At 73.0% G+C, this 20,696-nt stretch carries 21 protein-coding genes and 3 pseudogenes; 9 read left to right on the forward strand and 15 right to left on the reverse strand.

All coding sequences use genetic code 11. The features are described from left to right. Positions 1–6 precede the first annotated feature (6 nt). Positions 7–969 carry a pentapeptide repeat-containing protein gene (locus ABTY15_RS18065; RefSeq protein WP_350589976.1) on the reverse strand — a complete coding sequence of 321 codons (963 nt, stop codon included), beginning with the start codon at positions 967–969 and terminating at the stop codon, positions 7–9. Between the two features lie 140 nt (positions 970–1,109). Here ABTY15_RS18065 and ABTY15_RS18070 point away from each other — a divergent pair, with 140 nt between their 5' ends. Beyond that, the gene (locus tag ABTY15_RS18070) at positions 1,110–1,817 is read left to right on the forward strand and encodes a GNAT family N-acetyltransferase (protein WP_350589980.1); all 708 of its coding nucleotides are present in this window, start codon (positions 1,110–1,112) and stop codon (positions 1,815–1,817) included. On the opposite strand, the gene ABTY15_RS18075 is transcribed toward ABTY15_RS18070, so the two are convergent. From ABTY15_RS18075 to ABTY15_RS18085, 3 genes and pseudogenes are all read right to left on the reverse strand, one after another. Further along, positions 1,814–2,536 carry an SGNH/GDSL hydrolase family protein gene (locus ABTY15_RS18075; RefSeq protein WP_502893528.1) on the reverse strand — a complete coding sequence of 241 codons (723 nt, stop codon included), beginning with the start codon at positions 2,534–2,536 and terminating at the stop codon, positions 1,814–1,816. The two genes, ABTY15_RS18070 and ABTY15_RS18075, sit on opposite strands and share 4 nt — an antisense overlap. A 175-nt stretch (positions 2,537–2,711) precedes the next feature. Continuing rightward, positions 2,712–3,212: a DUF3291 domain-containing protein gene (locus tag ABTY15_RS18080; protein WP_350589982.1), complete on the reverse strand. Its 501-nt coding sequence runs from the start codon at positions 3,210–3,212 to the stop codon at positions 2,712–2,714. A gap of 46 nt (positions 3,213–3,258) precedes the next feature. After that, a pseudogene (locus ABTY15_RS18085) lies at positions 3,259–3,618 on the reverse strand (winged helix-turn-helix transcriptional regulator); the annotation flags it as partial. A gap of 97 nt (positions 3,619–3,715) precedes the next feature. Between ABTY15_RS18085 and ABTY15_RS18090 the strand changes: the two are divergent. Together ABTY15_RS18090 and ABTY15_RS18095 are read left to right on the forward strand one after the other, a co-directional pair. Next, positions 3,716–4,930 carry a pyridoxal phosphate-dependent aminotransferase gene (locus ABTY15_RS18090; protein ID WP_350589993.1) on the forward strand — a complete coding sequence of 405 codons (1,215 nt, stop codon included), beginning with the start codon at positions 3,716–3,718 and terminating at the stop codon, positions 4,928–4,930. A 21-nt stretch (positions 4,931–4,951) separates the two neighbouring features. Then, positions 4,952–5,284 carry a YnfA family protein gene (locus ABTY15_RS18095; RefSeq protein WP_350589998.1) on the forward strand — a complete coding sequence of 111 codons (333 nt, stop codon included), beginning with the start codon at positions 4,952–4,954 and terminating at the stop codon, positions 5,282–5,284. Positions 5,285–5,360: 76 nt separating this feature from the next. On the opposite strand, the gene ABTY15_RS18100 is transcribed toward ABTY15_RS18095, so the two are convergent. The 3 genes from ABTY15_RS18100 to ABTY15_RS18110 form a co-directional block, all read right to left on the reverse strand. Then, the gene (locus tag ABTY15_RS18100) at positions 5,361–7,028 is read right to left on the reverse strand and encodes a purple acid phosphatase family protein (RefSeq protein WP_350590003.1); all 1,668 of its coding nucleotides are present in this window, start codon (positions 7,026–7,028) and stop codon (positions 5,361–5,363) included. Between the two features lie 192 nt (positions 7,029–7,220). Then, complete coding sequence (locus tag ABTY15_RS18105; RefSeq protein ID WP_350590010.1) at positions 7,221–7,469, reverse strand: hypothetical protein; 249 nt, start codon at positions 7,467–7,469, stop codon at positions 7,221–7,223. A gap of 118 nt (positions 7,470–7,587) precedes the next feature. Next, positions 7,588–7,992 (reverse strand): (2Fe-2S) ferredoxin domain-containing protein, encoded by a 405-nt coding sequence (locus ABTY15_RS18110; RefSeq protein ID WP_350590015.1) that lies wholly within the window; start codon positions 7,990–7,992, stop codon positions 7,588–7,590. 231 nt (positions 7,993–8,223) lie between these two features. Between ABTY15_RS18110 and ABTY15_RS18115 the strand changes: the two are divergent. Continuing rightward, positions 8,224–8,352: pseudogene (locus tag ABTY15_RS18115) on the forward strand (transcriptional regulator); the annotation flags it as partial. Further along, positions 8,349–9,059, forward strand: a complete 711-nt coding sequence (lepB, locus tag ABTY15_RS18120) for a signal peptidase I (RefSeq protein ID WP_350590026.1) — start codon at positions 8,349–8,351, stop codon at positions 9,057–9,059. The pseudogene ABTY15_RS18115 and the gene lepB, both read left to right, overlap by 4 nt. On the opposite strand, the gene ABTY15_RS18125 is transcribed toward lepB, so the two are convergent. Next, positions 8,972–10,627 carry an FAD-binding dehydrogenase gene (locus ABTY15_RS18125; RefSeq protein WP_350590035.1) on the reverse strand — a complete coding sequence of 552 codons (1,656 nt, stop codon included), beginning with the start codon at positions 10,625–10,627 and terminating at the stop codon, positions 8,972–8,974. The two genes, lepB and ABTY15_RS18125, sit on opposite strands and share 88 nt — an antisense overlap. Before the next feature lie 310 nt (positions 10,628–10,937). Here ABTY15_RS18125 and ABTY15_RS18130 point away from each other — a divergent pair, with 310 nt between their 5' ends. Next, positions 10,938–11,918 carry an SGNH/GDSL hydrolase family protein gene (locus tag ABTY15_RS18130; RefSeq protein WP_350590039.1) on the forward strand — a complete coding sequence of 327 codons (981 nt, stop codon included), beginning with the start codon at positions 10,938–10,940 and terminating at the stop codon, positions 11,916–11,918. 93 nt (positions 11,919–12,011) lie between these two features. Here ABTY15_RS18130 and nicT read toward each other — a convergent pair whose 3' ends face one another. Continuing rightward, complete coding sequence (gene nicT, locus ABTY15_RS18135; protein WP_350590044.1) at positions 12,012–13,112, reverse strand: Nickel transporter NicT; 1,101 nt, start codon at positions 13,110–13,112, stop codon at positions 12,012–12,014. Positions 13,113–13,361: 249 nt separating this feature from the next. Between nicT and ABTY15_RS18140 the strand changes: the two are divergent. Further along, a pseudogene (locus ABTY15_RS18140) lies at positions 13,362–14,348 on the forward strand (hydrolase); the annotation flags it as partial. Positions 14,349–14,501: 153 nt separating this feature from the next. Beyond that, on the forward strand, positions 14,502–16,355 hold the full coding sequence (locus ABTY15_RS18145) for a CocE/NonD family hydrolase (RefSeq protein ID WP_350590054.1): 1,854 nt from the start codon (positions 14,502–14,504) through the stop codon (positions 16,353–16,355). Here ABTY15_RS18145 and ABTY15_RS18150 read toward each other — a convergent pair. The 4 genes from ABTY15_RS18150 to ABTY15_RS18165 form a co-directional block, all read right to left on the reverse strand. Then, positions 16,315–17,403 (reverse strand): phosphotransferase, encoded by a 1,089-nt coding sequence (locus tag ABTY15_RS18150; RefSeq protein WP_502893529.1) that lies wholly within the window; start codon positions 17,401–17,403, stop codon positions 16,315–16,317. The two genes, ABTY15_RS18145 and ABTY15_RS18150, sit on opposite strands and share 41 nt — an antisense overlap. A 14-nt stretch (positions 17,404–17,417) precedes the next feature. Then, positions 17,418–17,963, reverse strand: coding sequence for a hypothetical protein (locus ABTY15_RS18155; RefSeq protein WP_350590065.1), 546 nt, complete (start codon positions 17,961–17,963; stop codon positions 17,418–17,420). Positions 17,964–18,050: 87 nt separating this feature from the next. After that, positions 18,051–18,488 carry a tetratricopeptide repeat protein gene (locus tag ABTY15_RS18160; RefSeq protein ID WP_350590069.1) on the reverse strand — a complete coding sequence of 146 codons (438 nt, stop codon included), beginning with the start codon at positions 18,486–18,488 and terminating at the stop codon, positions 18,051–18,053. A 226-nt stretch (positions 18,489–18,714) separates the two neighbouring features. Continuing rightward, positions 18,715–18,912: a hypothetical protein gene (locus ABTY15_RS18165; protein WP_350590072.1), complete on the reverse strand. Its 198-nt coding sequence runs from the start codon at positions 18,910–18,912 to the stop codon at positions 18,715–18,717. A 341-nt stretch (positions 18,913–19,253) separates the two neighbouring features. Between ABTY15_RS18165 and ABTY15_RS18170 the strand changes: the two genes are divergently transcribed. Next, entirely contained in the window at positions 19,254–19,898 is a 645-nt protein-coding gene (locus ABTY15_RS18170; RefSeq protein ID WP_350590076.1) for a class I SAM-dependent methyltransferase, read from the forward strand. Here ABTY15_RS18170 and ABTY15_RS18175 read toward each other — a convergent pair. After that, the gene (locus ABTY15_RS18175) at positions 19,874–20,269 is read right to left on the reverse strand and encodes a hypothetical protein (RefSeq protein WP_350590079.1); all 396 of its coding nucleotides are present in this window, start codon (positions 20,267–20,269) and stop codon (positions 19,874–19,876) included. The genes ABTY15_RS18170 and ABTY15_RS18175 overlap by 25 nt on opposite strands. Beyond that, positions 20,266–20,694 (reverse strand): hypothetical protein, encoded by a 429-nt coding sequence (locus ABTY15_RS18180; RefSeq protein ID WP_350590083.1) that lies wholly within the window; start codon positions 20,692–20,694, stop codon positions 20,266–20,268. The genes ABTY15_RS18175 and ABTY15_RS18180 overlap by 4 nt, the downstream gene beginning before the upstream one ends. Positions 20,695–20,696: the final 2 nt, after the last annotated feature.

The raw sequence follows: 20,696 nt of genomic DNA on the forward strand, positions 1-20,696 counted from the left end.
GAAGCCCTAACGCCGGCGTGGCCTGCCCGTACGACGCTTGGCAGCGCCGCGGGCCGGGGCCTGGGCCGGAGCGTTGCCCGGAGCGGTGGCCGTGGCGGGCCAGTGGCCGGGGCGGGTGAGGGTGGCGGGCAGGCGGGTGGTGGCGTCGCCGCGGGCGGCGTTGAGCTGGGCCTGGGTGAGGAAGAGGGCTTCGGTGAGGTCGGCGCCCGCGAGGTTGGTGTCGCGCAGGTCGGCGCCGATGAGGTCGGCGAGCCGCAGGTCGGCGCCGCTGAGGTCGGCGGCGACGAGCAGGGCTCCGCGCAGGTTGGCGCCACGCAGGTCGGCGCCGCGCAGGCGGGCGCCGAAGAGGTCGGCGCCGCGGTGTTCGCGGCGGCGCGGGACGGCGGCGCGGACGAGTTCGCTGGCGCGGAGCAGCAGGTCGCTGACGCGCTGGCGGTGGGCGGGGACGTCGACGGCGAGGATCTCCTCGGGGGTGCCCCCGGCGAGCCGGTCGGTGGCGTCGAGGGCCTGCCGCAGTTCGGCGTGGACCGGGCGGGCGGGGGCGTAGGTGAGCGCCTCGGTGAGGTACCAGAGCAGCTCGTGGAGCTGCCGGACCACCGGGAACACGTCGAACATGGGCTTGGCGCTCGCGGGTTCCTCGCGCCAGCTGCGGCCGCCGAAGGTGACCTGGGAGACCCGCTGCCCGGCGCCGAAGCAGTCGTAGACGGTGCAGCCCTGGAAGCCCCGGTCGCGCAGGCGCTCGTGGATGCCGCAGGTGAAGTCGGTCTGGAGGTTCCGGCACGGGGTGCCGGCGGCCTTGTCGACGGCGAAGTCGGCGGTGGCGGCGAACGGCAGCGCGACGCAGCAGAGGCCGAAGCAGCTGGTGCAGTCGGAGCGGAGTTCGGTCGGCGCGACATCCGGCGCAGCGTTCGCCGTGGCGTCCGGCGCGGCGTTCGCCGTGGGGTTCTGCGGCGACTCGGTCTCACGCACGGTCCGGGGTCCTTCCACCAGCTGGGCACCGGGTCGTTCCGGTGCGTTGAACCCGGCTAGCCTACTGCGCCCCTGGCCACGCCCCCTCCCCTACACGTAAGGTGTCAACCTGATCAGCACCTATTACGGGGGTTCACCGAGTGCAGGACGCCACCATCAACGAACTCGTCCGGATGTGGATCGCCGGCTGGACCGTCTCGCGCGGCGCCGCCGAGCCCGTGGACCGGCCCTGGGGCTGGAGCATCGACGTCGGCCTGCCCAGCGAGGTCGGCCGGCACGTGCTGCCGGAGCCGACCGAGGCGGACGTCCGCAGGATCGCCGGGGCCACCACCGCGCCGACCACCTGGCTGAAGCTGTTCGCCGAGGGCGACACCGTCCGGCCCTGGCTGGGCCCGGAGTGGCGGCTGGACGTGCCCGGGTTCCTGATGACCGTCCCGCTCACGGGCGAGCGGCCCGACGGACTCCGGCCACCGGCCGGCTACCGCGTCACCACCTGGACGCGCGGCGGGATCGTCCGGGTGCTGGTCCGCACCGACGCCGGGCATCTCGCCGCCCGCGGCCAGGCGGGTCTGGCGGGTGCCGTCGCCGTCCCGGACCAGATCGTCACCACGCCCGGGCACCGCCGCCGGGGGCTGGGCGCCCTGGTGATGCGGACGCTCCAGAACTCCGCACGCGAGGCGGGCGCCGACACGGGCGTGCTGGTCGGCACCACGGCCGGCCGCGCGCTCTACACGGCGCTCGGCTGGACCACCCACGCCCCGATGGCGAGCCTGGTCCTCGAAACCCGGGAAGAGCCCGAGGAAGAAGCCCGGGAAGAGTCCCGCCCAGAACCCCGCACAGCGGTCTAGCGGAACGGCAGCAGCTCCGCCCGCTTCGGCGGGCGGCCGTCGCCGGAGGAGCGCCCGGTGAGGCGGCGGCCGATCCACGGGCCGAGGTGGGTGCGCAGCCAGCGGGCGTCGGAGCGCAGCCGGTCGACCGGGCCGGGCGGGGCGGCGGGCGGCAGCGGGGCGCGCCAGTCGAAGCCGGCCGGGCGGCCGAGGGCCTCCAGCACGCCCGCGGCGACCCGGCGGTGGCCCTCGGGCGACAGGTGCAGGCGGTCCTCGGCCCAGAGGCGGCGGTCGTCGAAGCAGGGGGCGGCGAAGAGGTCGACGACGTGGATGCCGTCGTCCTGGCCGAGCTCGTGGACGAAGGCCTTCATCCGCAGGATCGCGGGAAGCAGCCGGGCGCTGCCGGCGAGGCGGCGGGTGGGGTCGGTGCTGGTGAACATGACCACGGTGGCGCCGGCGGCGCGCAGTTCGTCGGCGCAGCGGCCGAGCAGCCGTTCCACCTGGGCGATGTCGCAGCCGGGGCGCAGCACGTCGTTGAGGCCGCCGGCGAGGGTGACGAGTTCGGGGCCCATGGCGGTGGCGGCGGCCAGTTGCTCGTCGTGGATCTGGCCGATGAGCTTGCCGCGGACGGCGAGGTTGGCGTACCGGAAGCCGTCCGCGGGCAGTTCGGCGGCCAGGGCGGTGGCGACCCGGTCGGCCCAGCCGCGGTAGTGGCCGTCGGGCAGCAGCTCGTCGCACATGCCCTCGGTGAAGGAGTCCCCGATGGCGACGTAACTGGCGTAGCCCGCGTAACCGGCGTTACCGGCGTAACTGCCGTCATCGGCGCAACTGGCGTGGCTGGGGTGGGTGGTGGTCACGGCAACGATCGTACGTGTGCCGGTACGACCGCCTCCACGCCCCCGCCCTCCGCAAAGGTCAGCCGGCCGGCGGGGCGACCGGCGGGGCGAACGACTCACGCCGGGTGAAGGCGCCCGCGGTGGGCCCCTTCTCCCGCAGCAGGACGAGCCGTTCCTGGGCCTCCTGCGGGGTGGGCCGGTGTCCGGCCGGGACCCACCAGAGCGCGACCATCGCCTCCACCGGCCTGGCGAACCACTCGCGGCGCCGCTTCATGACGTCCCGGTGGTCCGGGCTGTAGACGAAGGCGTCGAGGGACTCGGCGTCCCGCCAGACCGAGAGGTTCACCAGTAGCCACTCGTCGTCGAAAATCCGGAAGCCGGTCGCGTAGCCCTCGCTCTCCTGGAGCCGCCAGACGAAGCCGTCGGCGGCGTCGGCGAGGGCGTTGACCGGTCCGAGGGCGGCGACGAAGTCGGCGAGCAGCGGGCTGTCGAGGGGTTCGAGCATCCGGGAGATGTTCACCTGGGCGAGCTGGTGAGTGAACTGATGCGCGGGCTGATGGCCGAGCTGATGGGTGGTCATCCGGCGGACCTTAGCCGCCGACGGCCGCCGTGTCGCCTGCTTTCCGCATCGTGAACCAGTGCTCGCGGACGGCGTCGGTGGGCCGCTGCTCGCCGAGCGCGGGCAGGCCCCACTCCCCCAGGGCCTCGATGACGGGGCGGAGTTCGCGGCCGCGTTCGGTGAGCTCGTAGACCGTGGCGTTGGCGGGCCGTTCGAGCCGGCGGCGCAGGACGAGGCCTTCGCCCTCCAGCTGCTTGAGCCGGGCGGCGAGGATGTCGGTGGAGACGCCCGGCAGGTCGGCGTGCAGGTCGGTGTAGCGGCGGGGGCCGCCGAGGAGTTCACGGACGATCAGGAGGCTCCAGCGCTCCCCCACCGCGTCGAGGGCGCGGGCGACGGCGCAGTACTGGTCGTAGCTTCGGCGTGACATGTGGATCAGCATAGCCAAGAGGTTGGACTTTCCAAGTGCTCACTTGGTAGAACAAAGCGGAAGCAACGATGCGGGTGGTGACGGTCGGGAGGCCGCGATGGAGTTTCGGCAGTCCAGCAAGCTGAATGACGTGTGCTACGAGATTCGCGGGCCGGTGGTCGACCAGGCCAACGCCCTGGAGGAGGCTGGGCACAGCGTGCTGCGGCTGAACACCGGCAACCCGGCGCCGTTCGGCTTCGACGCGCCGGAGGAGATCATCCAGGACATCATCCGCAATCTCCCCAAGGCGCACGGCTACAGCGACTCGCGCGGCATCCTGCCGGCCCGCCGCGCGGTGGTGCAGTACTACCAGCAGCGCGGCGTGAGCGGCGTCGACGTCAACGACGTCTACCTCGGCAACGGCGTCTCCGAGCTGATCCAGATGGCCGTCACCGCGCTGGTCGACGACGGCGACGAGGTGCTCGTCCCGATGCCGGACTACCCGCTGTGGACGGCGGCGGTGCGGCTGGCCGGCGGCAAGGCCGTGCACTACCTGTGCGACGAGGAGGCGGACTGGTACCCCGACCTCGACGACATCGCGGCCAAGGTCACCGCCCGCACCAAGGCCATCGTGGTGATCAACCCCAACAACCCGACCGGCGCGGTCTACCCGAAGGAGCTCCTGGAGGGCATCCTCGACCTCGCCCGCCGCCACCACCTGATGGTCCTGGCCGACGAGATCTACGACAAGATCCTCTACGACGGCGCCGAGCACCACTGCCTCGCCGCCCTCGCCGACGACGTGCTCACCCTCACGTTCAACGGCCTCTCCAAGTCCTACCGGGTGGCCGGCTTCCGCAGCGGCTGGCTGGTCGTCTCCGGGCCCAAGCAGCACGCGACCGACTACCTGGAGGGCCTGACCATGCTCTCCGGCATGCGGCTGTGCCCCAACGTGCCCGCCCAGTACGCCGTGCAGGCCGCGCTCGGCGGCCACCAGTCCATCAACGACCTCGTCCTGCCCGGCGGCCGGCTCACCGAGCAGCGCGACATCGCCGTGAAGGCCCTCAACGAGATCCCGGGCGTCAGCTGCGTCAAGCCCAAGGGCGCCCTGTACGCCTTCGCGAAGCTCGACCCGGCCGTCCACCGGATCGTCGACGACGAGCAGTTCGTGCTGGACCTGCTGCTCCGCGAGAAGATCCACGTCGTTCAGGGCACCGGCTTCAACTGGCCCCGCCCGGACCACTTCCGCTTCGTCACGCTGCCGCGCGCCGACGACCTGGAGACCGCGATCAACCGGATCGGGCGTTTCCTGGCGACGTACCGGCAGAGCTAGCAGGACCTAGTCTGAACAGCCATGACCGTCCTGCGCTCCGTCTCCCTGTTCGCCCTCGCCGCCCTCGCCGAGATCGGCGGCTGCTGGCTGGTCTGGCAGAGCGTGCGCGAGCAACGGCCGTGGTGGCTGGCCGGCCTGGGGGTGGTGGTGCTCGGCGGGTACGGCTTCGTCGCCGCGCTCCAGCCGGACTCGCACTTCGGCCGGGTGCTGGCCGCGTACGGCGGGGTGTTCGTGGCGGGCTCGCTGCTGTGGGGCGTCCTGGTGGACGGCTTCCGGCCGACCCGCTACGACGTGGTCGGCGCGCTGGTCTGCCTGGCCGGGGTCGCGGTGATCATGTACGGGCCCCGGCGCTGAGCCGCACCGGCACGGCACGGCCCCGGCGCCGAGCACAACGCTCGACGCCGGGGCCCGATCAGCACATCGGAGGCTGTTACCAGCCCCAGCCGCCGCCCTCGCCGTCGTCGTCGCGGCCGGAGTCCCAGCCCTCGCCGACCTCGCGGACGATGGTGAAGTGGTCGACCTGCTTGCCGTTCTCGGCCATCGCGGTCACCTTCATGGACGACTTCTGGCCCAGGTGGGCCGGGGTGACGTCGACCTTGATGAAGGAGTAGTCGGTGAAGCGGACCCGGGACCACTCGACGGTCTCGGAGACCTTCACGCCGCCCTTGCCGTAGTAGTAGGTCTTCACCTCGTCGACGCGGTGCTCGTTGCCCTCGTAGGTGTCGGGCTGGTCGAACTTGTAGAGGCTGCGGCCGGCCGCACCCGCCGTCACGTACACCACGCCGTCCTTGGCGGGCTCGACGGTGGCGCCGATCGGCACCTGCTTCGAGACCTTGTTGCCGAGGATCGCGTCGGTGCGCTCGTACACGTGGTTGTGGCCGTTGACGACCAGGTCGACCCGGTACTTCTCGAACAGCGGCACCCAGGACTCGCGGACGCCGCCCTCGGAGGCGTGCGCCACGGTGGTGGAGAAGGCGCAGTGGTGGAAGAAGACCACGATGAAGTCGATGGTCTCGTCGCCGCGCAGGTCCTTGAGGGTGCGGTCGAGCCACTTGGTCTGCTTGCCCGCCGAGATGCCGAGGTTGGCCGGGATCTCGTACGAGACGTCGTTGGCGTCGAGGGAGATGACGCCGACGTTCTTGTAGCGGAAGGTGTAGACGCCCGGGACGACGCGCGGGTCCGGCCCGTTGTCGGGCAGGTAGAAGCGGGCGTTGTCGCCGCCGTAGCCGTTGGGCGAGTACCAGGCCTCGATGTCGTGGTTGCCGTAGGAGACCATCCACGGCACCTTGGCGGCGACGGTCTCGGTCTGCACCAGGAACGAGTCCCAGGTCTTGGCGTCGTAACGGGCCTTGTCCGGGTCGGTGCCGGAGCCGGCCGGGTCGGCGTAGCAGATGTCGCCGGCGTGCAGGTGGAAGGACGGGTTCTGGGCCAGGATGATGTGGTCGTTGGACGCGGCCTTCTGGCTGACGCCCTGGTCACCGAAGGCGGTGAAGGTGAACGGCTCGTAGACCTTGCCCCAGCGGTGGTCGCGGGACGGCGCGGTGCGGAAGGTGTTCAGCGTGGAGATCGCCTGCTGGGAGGCCGGGTCGAAGCCCTCGTGGCCGACACCGTAGTAGTAGGTGGTGTCGGGGTGCAGGTCCTCCAGCGCGACGTGCAGGTAGTACTGGTCGACCGGCTGGCTGGTCGGGGTGAGCGCCGGGGTGTGCAGGGCGCGGACCTCGGCCTCGACCTTGTGGCTGAGCTCCCACGGGTGCTTGCCGAAGCGCAGGAAGGGCTTCTTGACCGGCGCCGGGACCTGCCAGGAGATGCGGAACTGGGTGTCCGGCTCGGGGCCGAACTGGAGGTGACGCCCGATCGGCGCGACCAGCGCGCCGTCGATGCCGTCCGCCGTACCACCCGTCAGCAGCTGCGGGGCCTTCGGCGCCGCCACGGCGGTACCGCTGCCCAGCGCACCGCCGACGGCGACGGCACCGACGGTCACGGCGCCGGCGCGCAGCATCCGGCGGCGGGAGAAACGGGCCCGCAGGTACTCGTGCTGCTCGGCCATGCTCATGCGGTCGGCGAGCTTGGCCGGCACGCCCATGTGAGGGATATCCATGCGCGGGACTCTCTCAGTGGTGAGTTGACCGCACACGGACGCGCGGTGAACGAGCCGCAGCGCGCCGACCATTCGAACACCAATGTTCGATCAACAAAAAGTAAAGAGCATGGTCACATCAGCTCCGACGCCGGATCATGGTCCCCGCCGGTCCGCCGACCTGAGTGCCCGTCGACGACCGGCCGGTCAGCCCTACGGCTCGTCCCACTGCCCGGCGGCCCGGTTGCCGGTGCCGTCGCAGGTGCGGCAGATCTCGTCCCGGTAGGCGTGCTTGGCGCCGGCCGCGTCCACCCGGTAGCGGACGTACACGCCGGTGCCGTCGCAGAGGAAGCAGTTGCCGCCCCCGCCGCCCACCTCGGTGGTGCCGGTGCCCTGGCAGGTCCGGCAGCTGAGGCCGGCGGTCCGGCCGGTGCCCGCGCAGATACGGCAGACCGTCGTCATCCTCGTCCCTCCCTGGGCGGAACCGCTCGGAACCACCGGTCATGGTAGTCGGGGCGCTCCGCCTGGTCCCCCGGGCGGGCCGGGGGTCCTTCTCGCCCCCGGCCCACCCGACGGTCGACTACTCGGGCAGGGCCTCGCGGACCCGACGGGAGACCGAGATCAGCTGAAGGTCCAGCAGCCCCGGCGGCTCGGCGAGGCCGGGGCCGCCCGCGTGCACCCAGTCGGCTATCTCGTCGATCATGTCGTCGGCCAGGACGAAGCCCAGCCAGACCGGCCGGCCGCCCGCCGCGCGCCCCGCGCTGGACGGGCCGACCACGACCACGTTGGACTGGGTGCACACGTCCAGGCACTTCACCGCGCGGACCCGGCCCGCCGACCCGACGGCCTGCCGCAGCCGCTCGTACTGCCCGGCGTGGTCGACGCCCGGGTGCTTCTGCTCCGTGCCGCAGCAGCAGCCGCGGCAGACGGTGACGGTCACCGGGGAGCCGGCGGTCTGCGCACGGTCACGGTCTCGGCGGCTCATGCGCCCGCCTCGCTTCGCTCAGCAGGGGCATTCGCCCATGCCCACCTCCTGATGGCCCGCTCGCTCCGCTCGCTCATCGGCTCTGGAACTCCTCCTGGTCAGGGACATGCTCTGCACGCGCAGCGTACCGGGCCGGTCACCGGCGACCTGCGGGTGCCCGGCGTCCCGGACGGTCCGTAGGATGCCCCCATGGGACATCCGACCACCGACGACGCCGTACCGCGGATGCGCCTGGTCGTCGGCGAACGCCGCGGCCGCTCGGTGGTCTGCTCCCTACAGAACGACCACGTGGCGGCCCTCCTCGACCAGGCCGGCCACCACGTCGAACACCTGCGGCTGGGCCTCACCGACGAGCGATGAGGACCCGACTGCGGAAGGTGTCGGCCTGGACCTGCGGGGTGGGCGGAGCGTTGTCGGCCGCGCTCGGACTCGCGGTCGTCCTCACCGGCTACTCGCCGCGCTCCGTCGCGGACGCGGCGATGGCGGGCGGGGTGGAGCCGGGCGAGCACGTCATCACCGACCGGGTGCAGGCGGCGGACGTGCAGCGCGGCGAGGTCTATCTGGTCGACTCCCCGTGGACGGTCCGGGGCCCGGCCGTCGAGCGCGTCATCGCCATCGGCGGCGACCATCTCGTCTCCGACCACGGCCGCCTCGTCCTCAACGGGCGGCCCCTGGACGAGCCCTACGCCTCGGGCGCCGACCCCCTGGACTTCGACGTCACCGTGCCGCCGGGCCGCGCCTTCCTACTGGGCGACCGGCGCGACACCGCCGTCGACTCCCGCCGCTTCCTCGGGGACCGGCAGGGGACCGTCGACCTGGCGAAGGTCGGCGAGCGGGTGGTCTGGCCGCACGCGGACACGCACCCGCTGCCGGGCAAGTTGGTCACCGCGCTCGTCGACCTCATCCTCGGCGCGGGCCTGGTCCTCGCCGCCGTCCGCCTCGCCCGCCGACGGCCCGTCCCGGCCTCGGGCGACCGGCGTCAGGCCACCGCCCGGGCCGCCGCGCGGCCCGCGGTGCGGCCGGAGAAGAGGCAGCCGCCGAGGAAGGTGCCCTCCAGCGAGCGGTAGCCGTGCACGCCCCCGCCGCCGAAGCCGGCGGCCTCGCCGGCCGCGTAGACGCCGGGCAGCGGCTCGCCGTCGGGGCGCAGCACCCGGCCGGCCAGGTCGGTCTCCAGGCCGCCGAGGGACTTGCGGGTGAGGATGTTGAGCCGGACGGCGATCAGCGGGGCGGCGGCCGGGTCGAGGATGCGGTGCGGGGCGGCGGTGCGGATCAGCTTGTCGCCGAGGTAGCGGCGGGCGCCGTGGATGGCGGTGACCTGGAGGTCCTTGGCGAAGGGGTTGGCGAGCTGGCGGTCGCGGGCCTCGACGGTGCGGCGCAGTTCGTCCGGGTCGATCAGCGCCTGGCCGGTCTTGCCGTTCATGCCGCGGGCGAGGTCGGCCAGGGTGCTCGCGACGACGAAGTCGGGCCCGTGCCGCAGGTGGGACCGGACGGGACCGGGGGCGCCGGGCAGGGCCCGGCCGAGCACGCCGCGCACGGACTTGCCGGTCAGGTCGGGGTTCTGTTCGGAGCCGGAGAGGGTGAACTCCTTCTCGATGATGCGCTGGTTGAGTACGAACCAGGTGTGGTCGTGGCCGGTGGACATGATGTGGTCGAGGGTGCCGAGGGTGTCGAAGCCGGGGAAGAGCGGGACGGGCAGCCGGTTGCCGCGCGCGTCCAGCCAGAGCGAGGAGGGGCCGGGCAGGATGCGGATGCCGTGCCGGGCCCAGATCGGGTCCCAGTTCTCGATGCCCTCGGTGTAGTGCCACATCCGGTCGCCGTTGATCAGGCTGGCTCCGGCGGCGCCGGTGATGTCCAGCATCAGCCCGTCGACGTGCGCGGGGACGCCGGAGAGCAGTTTGGCGGGCGGGGTGCCGAGCCGGGCGGGCCAGGCCTTGCGGACCAGGTCGTGGTTGCCGCCGATGCCGCCGGAGGTGACGACCACGGCCTGGGCGCGCAGTTCGAAGCGTCCGGCGACCTCGCGCGAGCTGGCCTCGCCGCGCGCGACCGTGCTGGGCACCAGCACCTCGCCGGTGACGGTGTCGGTGACGCCCGCGGTGGCGGCCAGGCCGGTGACCCGGTGCCGGAAGCGCAGGTCGACCAGTCCGCGGTCGGCGGCGGCCCGGACCCGGCGGACGAAGGGTGCGAGCAGCCCGGGGCCGGTGCCCCAGGTGATGTGGAAGCGCGGCACCGAGTTGCCGGGCCCGTCGGCGAGGAGGCCGCCGCGCTCGGCCCAGCCGACGACGGGGAAGAACCGCACGCCCATGCCGCGCAGCCAGGAACGCTTCTCCCCGGCCGCGAAGTCGACGTAGGCCTCGGCCCAGCGGCGCGGCCAGGCGTCCTCGGGCCGGTCGAAGCCGGCCGTGCCGAGCCAGTCCTGCCAGGCCAGCGCGTGCGAGTCGCGGATCCGCATCCGGCGCTGTTCGGGCGAGTCGACCAGGAAGAGGCCGCCGAAGGACCAGTGCGCCTGGCCGCCGAGGGAGGCGGCCGGTTCCTGGTCGAGCAGGATCACCTTCCGTCCGGCGTCGGTGAGTTCGGCGGTGGCGGCGAGGCCGGCGAGCCCTGCTCCGATGACGATGACGTCGGCGTCCAGGGCCATGCGCAGTCCTCCGTCGCGGCGGGGCGGACGGCGGTACGGGGACGCCGTCGCTGTGCGCCCGATACTGCGGCCTGCGGTGACGAGCAGTCAACCGGCCGGTAACAAGCGACGACGGCAATTCCGCTCCACGGCGTTTCGGAAATATCTCCGATACGCGGTGGAGCGAAATTCGAAATACCACCTGACGGAATTTCGGGAATTTCCGCCCGAAGCATGGACGGGCGCGAAACCTCGCAGTAACTTACCTGCGAGTAGCTGTGGCCCGGCTGGTACGACCCCCACCCGTCGTTTCTCTCCCCCAGGAGGAACCGTGCTCCGCCCTGCCCGGAAACTCCGTACCACCACCAGGAAATCCCGCACCGCGTCCCGCACCACCAGGGAATTCGGCAAGTCCACCGCGCTCGCGGCGGTCGCCCTCGGCGCCGCCCTCGCGCTCACCTCCACCACCGCCCAGGCCGCCACCCCGGCCCCCCGGCACTACGTGGCGCTCGGCGACTCCTACGCCGCCGGCGCGGGCGTCCCCGGTCAGTACGCCGGCCTCTGCCTGCGCTCGGACCAGAACTACGGTCACCTGGTCGCCGGCGCCCTCAAGGCCGCCGCGTACACCGACGTCACCTGCGCCGCGGCCAAGGTCAAGGCGATGACGCAGCCGCAGTACGACGCGTTCATCCGGGTCAACGACCCGCAGCTGGACGCCGTCACGTCCGACACCGACCTGGTCACCCTCGGGATCGGCGGCAACGACCTCGCGGCCAGCGACCTCGGCCTCGGCGAACTGGTCGCCACCTGCATCGCCGGCGCGGTCGTCAACCCGCTCGGCACGCCCTGCAAGGACGTCTACCACCACGGCTACTGGGACTGGAGCACCTGGTCCTGGCAGTACGGCAACGACGACCTGGCCGAGCGGATCACCACCACCATCGCGCCGCAGATCACCGACACCCTGCACCGCATCCACGCCAAGGCGCCGAACGCCAGGATCCTGCTGGTCGGCTACCCGTCGGTGCTGCCCGCCGACGGCAGCAGCTGCGTGCTGCGCCAGCCCGTCACCCCGGGCGACGTCGAGTACATGCACGGCGTCCTCGGCAAGCTCAACGCGATGCTGAAGTCGACCGCCGCGGCGAACGGCGCCACGTACGTCGACACCGCGACGCCGACCCTGGGTCACGACGTCTGCTCGGACGACCGCTGGATCGAGGGCGCGCTGCCCGGCTCGCCGGCGGTACCGTTCCACCCGAACGCGACCGGTGAGCAGGTGATGGCGGACGCGGTGCTCGCCGCGCTGCGGTAGCCGGTAGCCGGTAGCCGGTAGCCACGAGAACGCCGGAGGGCGGTGACCAGACCCCGGTCACCGCCCTCCGGTTTGCCATTGCTCAGAGCCGGCTCACTCCGACTCGGCGGCCGCCGCGGCCAGCCCCGCCGACCACTTCTCCTCGACCTTGCCGTACTTCCAGTAGGCGATCGCCCCGGCCCAGGTGAGCACGAACAGGCCGACGATCGCGTAGCCGACGAAGTTGAGGTCCAGCCCGCCGATCCAGGCGATCGGGCCGCTGGTGATGTCCAGCTTCTCGCCGAGCAGGCCGATCAGCTCGATCGCGCCGATGACCAGCGCCACCAGCACCGACAGGCCGGTGACGGTCAGGTTGTAGTAGATCTTGCGGACCGGCTTGGAGAACGCCCACTCGTACGCGAAGTTCATGAACGAGCCGTCGATGGTGTCCAGCAGGCTCATCCCGGCCGCGAACAGGACCGGCAGCGTGAGCAGCGCGTACCAGGGCAGCGAGAACGCCGCCGCGCCGCCCGCCAGCACCAGCAGGGACACCTCGGTGGCGGTGTCGAAGCCGAGGCCGAACAGCAGGCCCACCGGGTACATGTGCCAGGGCTTGGTGACGGCCCTGGTCACCCGGCCGAGGATGCGGTTCATCAGTCCGCGCCGCTCCAGCTGGCGCTCCAGCTCGGCCTCGTCGTACTCGCCCTCGCGCATCCGGCGGAACACCTTGAGGATGCCGTTGAACGCGCCCAGGTTGATCAGGCCGAGCAGCAGCAGGAACGTCCCGGAGACGGCGACGCCGATCAGTCCGGTGGCCTCGTGCAGGGTCGAGTCGTCCGCCTCCACCTGCCCGGCGAGCGACTTGATGCCGAAGGCCAGCAGCGCGCAGAGGCCGAAGACGATCGAGGAGTGGCCCAGCGAGAACCAGAAGCCGACCGAGAGCGGCCGCTTGCCCTGGCCCATCAGCTTGCGGGTGGTGTTGTCGATCGCGGCGATGTGGTCGGCGTCGAAGGCGTGCCGCATGCCGAGCGTGTAGGCGGTCAGGCCCATGCCCGCGCCGAACACCTGGCCGCCGACGTCGTAGTGCTCGGGCGCGACGAGCGCGAGCAGGGTGAACCAGCCGATCACGTGCAGGGCGAGGATGAAGCCGCCCATGCCGGCCAGGCGCATCCACTCCTCACGGGTGAGGCGGTCGCGCCAGCGGGGGCCGGTCATCGTCGGGTCCTTTCGGTGGTGCTGGTGGAGCGGGTGCTGGTGGAGCCGGGCCATCTTTCCGCCTCACCCCGCGTAGTTGCAAGTTGTGTGCAATTACTGATTGGTCTCCCCGCCTGTCGCGCGCCACCATGAACTGGACAGGACCTCGTAACCTCCGGGGCCTTTCAGTGACCCCGTTCCGCGCGGATACTCCGTTCTACGCGCGGATACTCGGGCGCCGACACCTCAACTCCCCACGGAGGAACGGCAATGCTTCCCATCAGAACGGCGACGGCCCTCGCCGCCGCCTTACTCGTCAGCACCGGCCTCACCACCGGCCTCGTCCCCACCGCGACCGCCGCCACCACGGCGAAGGCCGCCCCGACCGCGAAGGCCGCCCCCACCGCCACCCGGGCCGTCACCGCGGGCACCACCCCGCACCGGGTGCTGTTCGACAACAGCAAGGCCGAGACCGCCGGCAACGCCGACTGGATCATCAGCACCAGCCAGCCCGACCCGCTCGTCCAGAACCCCGCCCCCAGCACCGAGAAGAGCTGGACCGGCGCGCTCTCCGCGTGGGGCGTCGCCCTCCAGAAGACCGGCCAGTACAGCCTCAAGACCCTCCCGGCCGGCTCCACCATCAGCTTCGGCACCGGCGCCGCCCTCGACCTCGCCAACTTCGACACCTTCGTCGTCCCCGAGCCCAACGTCCGCTTCAGCCCGAGCGAGAAGGCCGCGCTGATGCACTTCGTGCAGAACGGCGGCGGGCTCTTCCTCATCTCCGACCACACCCGCAGCGACCGCAACAACGACGGCTGGGACTCCCCCGCGATCATCAACGACCTGATGACCAACAACGGGGTGAACAACAAGGACCCCTTCGGGTTCTCCGTCGACCTGCTCAACATCACCACCGACAACCCGCGGGCCGTCAACGCCCCCACCGACCCGGTCCTGCACGGCCCGTTCGGCACCGTCACCGGCTCGATCCTGCGCAACGGCACCACCTTCACCCTCAAGCCCGCCGACAACCCGTCCGTCAAGGGCCTCGTCTACCGCACCGGCTCCAGCGGCAACACCGGCGCGTTCTTCGTCACCAGCACCTTCGGCAACGGCCGCGTCGCCGTCTGGGGCGACAGCTCCACCGTCGACGACGGCACCGGCCAGACCGGCAACACCCTGTTCGACGGGTGGGACGACCCGGCCGGCACCGACGCCGCCCTCGCGCTCAACGCCACCGCCTGGCTCAGCAAGGCCTGACCGGCCCGGCTCTCCCGTCAGGACGCTCTCACCAGGAAATGCGGCCGTTCCTCCCCTAGGGTCGGAATGCCGACGCCCGCGGCGCGCCCCTCCCCGTGCGCGCCGCGGGCCCGTCGACGCTCACCGGCCCGGGACCCGATGGGAGCGGCCATGCCGTCGTACCCCTTCCACACCACCCGCGAGGACGTCCGCATCCCGCTGCCCGACGGCACCGCGCTGTACGCCCGGCTGTGGCGCCCGGTCAGCGACGAGCCCGTGCCCGCCCTGCTGGAGTACTCGGCCGGCCGGCTCAGCGACTGGACCGCCGCCGAGGACGCCCGCCGCCACCCCTGGTACGCGGGCCACGGCTACGCCGCCGTCCGGGTCGACACCCGCGGCCACGGCAACTCCTTCGGCCTGCCCGTCGCCCCCGGCAGCGACCAGGAACTCGCGGACGGCGCCGCCGTCGTCGACTGGATCTCCCGCCGCCCCTGGTGCAGCGGCCGGGTCGGCCTGCTCGGCGTCGGCGCCGCCGGCACCACCGCCCTCCAGCTCGCCGCCCGCACCAACGGCACCGTCGGCGCCGTCGTCACCGCCTGCCCCGAAGGCGGCCACCGCCTCGGCGGCGCCGTCCTCGCCGACGACCTGCACACCCGGCTCACCGCCCTCGTCGCCGGCGCCGCCCTCCCGCCGGACCCGCGGCACGTCGGCGACGCCTGGCGCGCCCACTGGCTCGCCCGGCTGGAATCCCTCGAACCGCCCGCCGACACCTGGCTCGCCCCCGGCGACACCACCGTCCCGGTCTCCGCCCCCGTCCTCGCCATCGCCGGCTGGGGCGACCCGTCCTGCTCCTTCGTGCTGCGCCTGCTCGCCACCTCCGCCCCCGCCCGCGCCCTGCTCGGCCCCTGGCCGCACGGCCTGCCCGAGGACGTCCTCCCCGAGACCCTGCGCTGGTGGGACCACTGGCTGCGCGACATCGACACCGGCATCCTCAAGGAACCCGCCCTGCGCAGCTGGATCGGCACCCGCTGGGCCGGCGAGGAGGTCTGGCCCTCCCCCGACGTCCGCGACATCCACTACGGCCTCGACGGACCGCTGCGCACCGCCGGCACCGCCGCCGACGACCGGTACGTCCCGGTCCGCTCCCCCCAGCACACCGGCCTCAACGCCGGCGCCTACGTCCCGCTCGGCCGCCCCGCCGACCAGCCGCCCGACCAGCGCGAGGAGGACGGCCGCTCGGTCTGCTTCGACTCCCAGCCGCTGCCCGAACCCGTCGAACTGCTCGGCGCCCCGTCCGTCCGGCTCCGGCTGCGCGGCGACGACGGGCCGCCCGCCCAGCTCACCGCCCGGCTCTGCGCGGTCGGCCCGGACGGCACCTCCGCCCTGATCACCCGGGGCGTGCTGGTCGCCGACGGGACGGACGTCACCGTCGAACTCGCCGCCTGCGCCCACACCGTCCCGGCCGGGCACCGGCTGCGCCTCGCCCTCTCCTCCGTCTACTGGCCCTGGGTCTGGCCCGCCCCCGACCCCACCGGCTACGCCCTCGACCCGTCCCGCTCCACCCTCACCCTGCCGGTGCGCCACCTCGCCGCCGACATCGGCGCCGCGCCCGTCACCTTCGAGACCCCGGCGCTGCCCGACCCGCTCGCCGTCCACCTCACCGAACCGCTCACCGCCCGGCCCGAGCGCCTCACCGTGCACGACCTCGGGCGGCACGAGTGGCGCACCGAACTCACCCCCGCCACGGACGGCACCCGCACCCAGCCCGACGGCCTGGTCCGCGACGAGCACACCGTCACCGCCTACCGCATCCTCACCGACGCCCCGCTCAGCGCCCAGGCCCGCACCGACCACACCGTCCGGCTCGAACGGCCCGACCTGGGCTGGGACGTCACCGTCCAGACCCGCACCCAACTCCGCTGCGACGCCGGGCACTTCCTCAGCATCGTGCAGGTGCGGGCACTGGAGGCCGGATCGGTCGTGTTCACCCGGGAGTGGCAGCACCGGGTGCCGCGGCACGGCTGAGCGGCGAGGGCGCGCCTTTCGGATCACGCCAGGCGGTCGCCGCCGCGGCGAGGGCCGCCCGGAGGTTGTGCTCGACGATCGCCAGCATCCCGGCGCGGTCCGGGAAGCCGCCGTCCAGCAGCCGCAGCGGGCCCGCCACCAGGGACAGGCGCATCGCCAGGTCGTAGAGGGCCAGGCGGTGTTCGTCGAGCCCGCGCGGGCGCAGGAGCTCGTAATGCGTACCGAAGCGGATCCGGAGGAAGGCGTGCTCCCACTCGACGTCGAACCGCATCAGGCCCTCGATGTCGATCAGCACCGGCTCGCCGTCCGCGCCCACCAGCACGTGGTCGGGCCCGAGTTCGCCGTGGACGAGGCCGTGGCGGGCGCGCCGGGGCACCCGCTCGACGCGCTCGTGCAGCCGCTCCGCCAGCCGGTCGCGCGCGGCCGCCATCCGGGTGTCCCGGGCGGCGGCCTCGTCCAGGTCGGCGAGGGCCCGGGCGAGGACGAGCGCTTCGGCGGTCCGGGCAGGGGCGTGCTCGTCCACGTGCTGAACCTGGTGCCCGTTCACGTGCTCGTCCAGCAGGGCGACCTTGCCGACGCCGGGTCCGGTGTCGCTCCGCAGGGTGTCCAGCACCTCGGCGAGCCGCTCCAACGGCCGCCGCGCGGCGGCCGGGTCGGCGTCGAGCAGCGCCTCCAGGTTCGGCCCGGGCACGTCCTCGACCAGCGCCACGTCCGCGCCGCGGTCGCCGTCACCGTCGCCGCTCCTCGACACCTCGTACAGCCGGGGCGTCCGGACTCCCAGCGCGGTCAGCCGCCGGTGGGCCGCCTCGAAGAGCCGCAGCCCGGAGGAGTGCGACAGCGGGTCGGCGTCGTCCGCTCCCCGCACCGCCTGCGGCCAGTAGTCCTCGGCCTCGGCCCAGACGTACGCCACGACGGTCGAGCCGTCGTCCAGCCGCAGCCGGTAGACGCCCTTCTTGCTGCCTCCGCGCAACCGCTCGGCCCCGTCCACCCCCCGCCCGAGCCCGGCCCGGACGGTGGCGGCGAGATCGTGCGGCAGGGGGCGGCCCACCGCGCCCACGCCGGTCAGCGGCCGGCGGTGGCGCGGGCCCGCGACGCCCCGAGGACGGACCACCAGACGGAGGCGAGCAGCAGCACGCCCGGGGCGATGCCGGCCACGGCCGCCACGACCGGGGTGCCGACGCCGACCGCGCCCAGGATCAGGCCGGCGGCGCCGCAGACCGACATCGCGGCGGCGAGCACGTGCAGCGAGGCCTGCCGCCAGACGGCCCCGAGGGCGAAGAAGTGCAGCCCGACGACGAGGGCGATCCAGGCCACCGTCAGCTCCGGGGCGTCGAACACCCACTTCAGGGCAAGGATGCCGCCCACCGCGCCCGCCGCCTCGGCGGCCACCACGAGCCAGTAGCGCCGCCCGAAGAGCGTGCCTCCAGCGCCATCGGCAACCTCCGTGCTGTCCACCTCGCGCACCGGGGTGAAGAACAGGCCGACGAACGCGGCCACCGCGAGCAGCCGCAGCGGGACGGCGAGCGGCGCGATCGCGCCCGCGTTCATCGCGACGAATGCGAGGCCGAACGCCCCACCGATGATCGAACTCTTGCGCCCCCGTGTCATGACGGACAGTGTGCCGGAGAACGATCATGGATTCCAAGCCTGGAGCTGCCCCGACGGTTCGCAGGAGCAGTCGACCGCCGACCGGCCTCAGCCGCCGCGGCGCCACCATGACGGCTTCGGTGCACCGGCCTGACTCCGGGCGGCCCGCTTCTCCTGCCGCGCCACGTGGTTCCGCGCCGACTTCAGGTTCGACTTCAGCTCGTGAACGAAGTCGCCGTCCCGCTCGCCGATCTCAACGGCCTGTTCGAGGAAGGGAACGGCCTCCTCGTAGCGCTCCAGCTCGCAGAGGACCTCGGCGACGTCCTTCACAGCGCTCTCCCAGTCGGCCTCGTACGCCCTCCGGAACCATTCCAGCGCCTCCTCCAGCTCGCCGACGCAGTCCGCCTTCCGCGCTCCGTGCAGGTACCGGAACTCGGCCTTCTGTCGAATGTCGCGCCCCACGTCGGCACAGGCGTCGGCGTCGCCGAGTTCCGCCAGCCGGTACGTCCACTCCCTGGCCTGCGCCGCTCGCTGCGCACCCGGCATTCCAGTGGAATATGACGTACCGTCAGCGGTTCGGTCGGGCGGGCCGCGGCGACAGTGCCGGTCACGCCCGATGCGCGGCCGACGGAGCCGACACGCGGGCGCGGGGTGAACTCGGCTGCTAGCGTGGGGACGACACGAAGGGCCGCCCCCGCCTGGCAGCAGAAACGGCCCTCGCGTCCTGCACCGCGAAGGCCCGGTCCCCACCGGGCTTTTCGCTTGTCCGGGGCTACGACAGGATGCCGGCCTCGTGGGCGGCGAGGACCGCGGTGGGCACCGCGAGCACGCCGGTCACCCCCACGAGGAACCAGGTCGACCACCGGGCCTTCCTGGTCTCCTCGCCCAGCCGCCGAGTCTCCTCGGCCAGTTCCTGCGTCGCCACGGCGAGCGAGTCGTCGCGGCGCTCCACCTGGTCGTCGCCGTCCATGGTGAAGCTCCCTCCCTGTGACCTGCGAACCGTCCGTCGGTTCACGCGGCCCCGTCGCCGGGTACCTGGCCAGAGCAACCGGCCCGCCGGGAGGTGAAGCGATCCTATCCCCGGACGGAGTGGGAGGCACTCGGCGATCTGACGGTCCGTCATGGTGCGCTTGCGGTCCGGGATCCACGACCTTTCGTCAAGTCTCATGAGGGGATGAGAAGCTGACTCCGCGCGAGGCCCGGAACCCGACCCCGACCCCGCGTCGCACGTGATGCAGATCACATGGAAGCCTTGGTGGGCCCGCCGCACCGGCGGCATCGAGCGCATCATCAGGGTTCCCGGGAGGCCCCATGTACCGATCCGAGACGAGGCCGTACTGGAACACCAATGTGGCGCGGCACCGCGGGATCCTGCGGGCGGTGCCGGCCGGGTGTCGGGCGGCGCTGGATGTCGGCTGCGGGGACGGGCTGTTGGCGTGGAAGCTGGCGGCGCGGGCCGGGCGGGTGCTGGGGGTGGACGCCTCGCCGGTGATGATCGCGGCGGCGCGGGAGCGGGCCGGGGGCGCGGCCGGGCCGGAGTTCGTCGAAGGGGACTTCCTCGCCGTCGAGGACGCCCGACTGCCGGTCGGGGGCTTCGACTTCGTCTGCTCGGTGACCGCGATCCACCACCTGGACTTCGAGCCCGCGCTGGTCCGGATGCGGGAGCTGCTGCGACCCGGGGGCGTGCTGGTGGTGGTCGGACTGGCGCGGGAGCAGTCGGTGGCGGACTGGGCGCTGCTGGTCGCGGCGGCGCCGCTGGTACGGGCGGTGAAGGTGCTGCGGCGGGCGGGTGGTCCGGAGGGGATGCCGGTGGCCGAGGCGCGGATGAGCTACGCCGAGGTCCGGGCGGCCGCGCGGCGGCTGCTGCCCGGGGTGCGGTACCGGCGGCACGTGCTGCGGCGGTACTCGCTGACCTGGGTGAAGCCCGGGGGTCAGGGACCAGGGGTCCGCCCGTAGAACGGGCAGACCGTCCTGGCGAGCTTCCGCTGGACGGCGCGCAGGGTCCGGATGGTCGCCGCGTCGTCGCGGCCGGTGGTCGTCGACCATTCGACGCCGGAGCCGGCGAGGTCGCTGACGAAGACGATCTCGACGGCGAGCAGGGTGCGCGCCCAGTCCTCGGGGGCGAGCGGGGCGTCGTCGCGGAGCGCGTCGCGCAGCCGTGCGCACTGGTCGAGCAGGTCCTGCGCGCCGCCCGGGAAGCCCATGCCGACGGCGAGCTGGTCGCTGCACCGGGCCGGGCCGCCCCATTCCAGCAGGGCGCGGCGGAGCAGTGCGATTTCTTCCCCGGTCAGAAGTCTGCCCGGGGCCACACCGGCGGCGGGGGTCACGCCTGCCACCGGACCCAGTAGTCGGCCCCGTCGGCCCGGTAGCGGGCCCCACCATCGGAACGCCACTCGGCGGCCAGCTGCCGCGCATCGGCCGGGGCGTCCCGGTACGGGGCCAGCAGGGCGTTCAGTTCGTCGTACCGGGCGTCGACGCCGCCCTGACCGGGGTGGGGTTCCAGCCCTCCGGCGTCCGCACGCCGGTACCAGTCGGCGAAGATCGCCCACTGCTCGCACTCCAGCGCGAGCACATCCGCCGGCACCGGCCACACGAGGTACCGGTCGGCGTCGAGGTCGGGGCGCTCGAAGTAGTGCGGCACCCCGCCGAGCTCGACGAGCCCGCGCCACGGGCCGTCCCACCAGGCCAACTCGGCACGGACGTGCGCGAATCCGTCGGCGATCAGCTGTTGTGCGTCCCAGGTCCCGGTCACCT

It is taken from the genome of Kitasatospora sp. NPDC097643, from assembly GCF_040302625.1.
Taxonomy (GTDB): Bacteria; Actinomycetota; Actinomycetes; order Streptomycetales; family Streptomycetaceae; genus Kitasatospora.

Excerpts from the sequence above, each read along its gene's own strand:
- ABTY15_RS18075 (WP_502893528.1), bottom strand. The coding sequence starts at position 2,536 with ATGTGCGACGAGCTGCTGCCCGACGGCCACTACCGCGGCTGGGCCGAC.
- ABTY15_RS18080 (WP_350589982.1), bottom strand. The coding sequence starts at position 3,212 with ATGACCACCCATCAGCTCGGCCATCAGCCCGCGCATCAGTTCACTCAC.
- ABTY15_RS18090 (WP_350589993.1), top strand. The coding sequence starts at position 3,716 with ATGGAGTTTCGGCAGTCCAGCAAGCTGAATGACGTGTGCTACGAGATT.
- ABTY15_RS18095 (WP_350589998.1), top strand. The coding sequence starts at position 4,952 with ATGACCGTCCTGCGCTCCGTCTCCCTGTTCGCCCTCGCCGCCCTCGCC.
- ABTY15_RS18100 (WP_350590003.1), bottom strand. The coding sequence starts at position 7,028 with ATGGATATCCCTCACATGGGCGTGCCGGCCAAGCTCGCCGACCGCATG.
- ABTY15_RS18105 (WP_350590010.1), bottom strand. The coding sequence starts at position 7,469 with ATGACGACGGTCTGCCGTATCTGCGCGGGCACCGGCCGGACCGCCGGC.
- ABTY15_RS18110 (WP_350590015.1), bottom strand. The coding sequence starts at position 7,992 with ATGAGCCGCCGAGACCGTGACCGTGCGCAGACCGCCGGCTCCCCGGTG.
- lepB (WP_350590026.1), top strand. The coding sequence starts at position 8,349 with ATGAGGACCCGACTGCGGAAGGTGTCGGCCTGGACCTGCGGGGTGGGC.
- ABTY15_RS18125 (WP_350590035.1), bottom strand. The coding sequence starts at position 10,627 with ATGGCCCTGGACGCCGACGTCATCGTCATCGGAGCAGGGCTCGCCGGC.
- nicT (WP_350590044.1), bottom strand. The coding sequence starts at position 13,112 with ATGACCGGCCCCCGCTGGCGCGACCGCCTCACCCGTGAGGAGTGGATG.
- ABTY15_RS18145 (WP_350590054.1), top strand. The coding sequence starts at position 14,502 with ATGCCGTCGTACCCCTTCCACACCACCCGCGAGGACGTCCGCATCCCG.
- ABTY15_RS18155 (WP_350590065.1), bottom strand. The coding sequence starts at position 17,963 with ATGACACGGGGGCGCAAGAGTTCGATCATCGGTGGGGCGTTCGGCCTC.
- ABTY15_RS18160 (WP_350590069.1), bottom strand. The coding sequence starts at position 18,488 with ATGCCGGGTGCGCAGCGAGCGGCGCAGGCCAGGGAGTGGACGTACCGG.
- ABTY15_RS18165 (WP_350590072.1), bottom strand. The coding sequence starts at position 18,912 with ATGGACGGCGACGACCAGGTGGAGCGCCGCGACGACTCGCTCGCCGTG.
- ABTY15_RS18170 (WP_350590076.1), top strand. The coding sequence starts at position 19,254 with ATGTACCGATCCGAGACGAGGCCGTACTGGAACACCAATGTGGCGCGG.